Here is a 608-nt window from a genome sequence, read left to right as displayed (position 1 = left end):
GTTGATGGACAGCATGATCATATGGGGGACAGCGTGGTGCCTACCTTCCTGCACTACAATATACCGCTGATTGCTTTTGGGTGGTTGGCAGCGATGTCGCTTTAAGTTTTTTTCGCGCAAACCAACAAGCAGACTAAGAAGGGCAGCCATGAGCTGCCCTTTTTTATACTAAAACCATGATTATTGCCCAGGTAGGTGCGTCTCGAAAGCGCTGAGCAGGCCGCGGAGTAAGGAGAGCTCCTTGCGGCTAGGCTGAGAGCGGGAGAACAGCGCCTGAAGCTGTTCTTCAGTGCGGGCATGGGGCTGGGTAAGAAAGCCACTTTGCTGCATCAGGCGTCCAAGATGCTCCTGGAAGTGCACAAACTGCTCGCGGCTGGGCGGCGTGGCTTCAAGTGGCCGTTGGTACATGAAGTGACTATCATCGCGCTTCCGCCAAGCACGGTGTACTTCATAGGCTAAAATCTGCACGGCCTGTGATAGATTTAAAATACCGTATTCAGGGTTGGCAGGTATGCTGACTTGGTGTGTGCAGCAACGTATTTCGTCGTTGGTGAGACCTGAGCGCTCACGCCCGAATACCAGTGCAACCGGCGCTTGTGCGGCGTTCT

At 53.8% G+C, this 608-nt stretch carries 1 protein-coding gene; it reads right to left on the bottom strand.

Annotation, left to right across the window (positions count from 1 at the left end):
* Positions 1-180: 180 nt before the first annotated feature.
* On the bottom strand, positions 181-608 hold a 428-nt coding region (locus INT22_RS21165), incomplete at its 5' end, for a TrmH family RNA methyltransferase (RefSeq protein WP_319022090.1).

It is taken from the genome of Halomonas sp. 3D7M, assembly GCF_014897885.1.
GTDB lineage: Bacteria > Pseudomonadota > Gammaproteobacteria > Pseudomonadales > Halomonadaceae > Vreelandella.
Note: the sequence above shows the minus strand (reverse complement) of the source record. Positions and strands in the feature narration are given on the sequence as shown.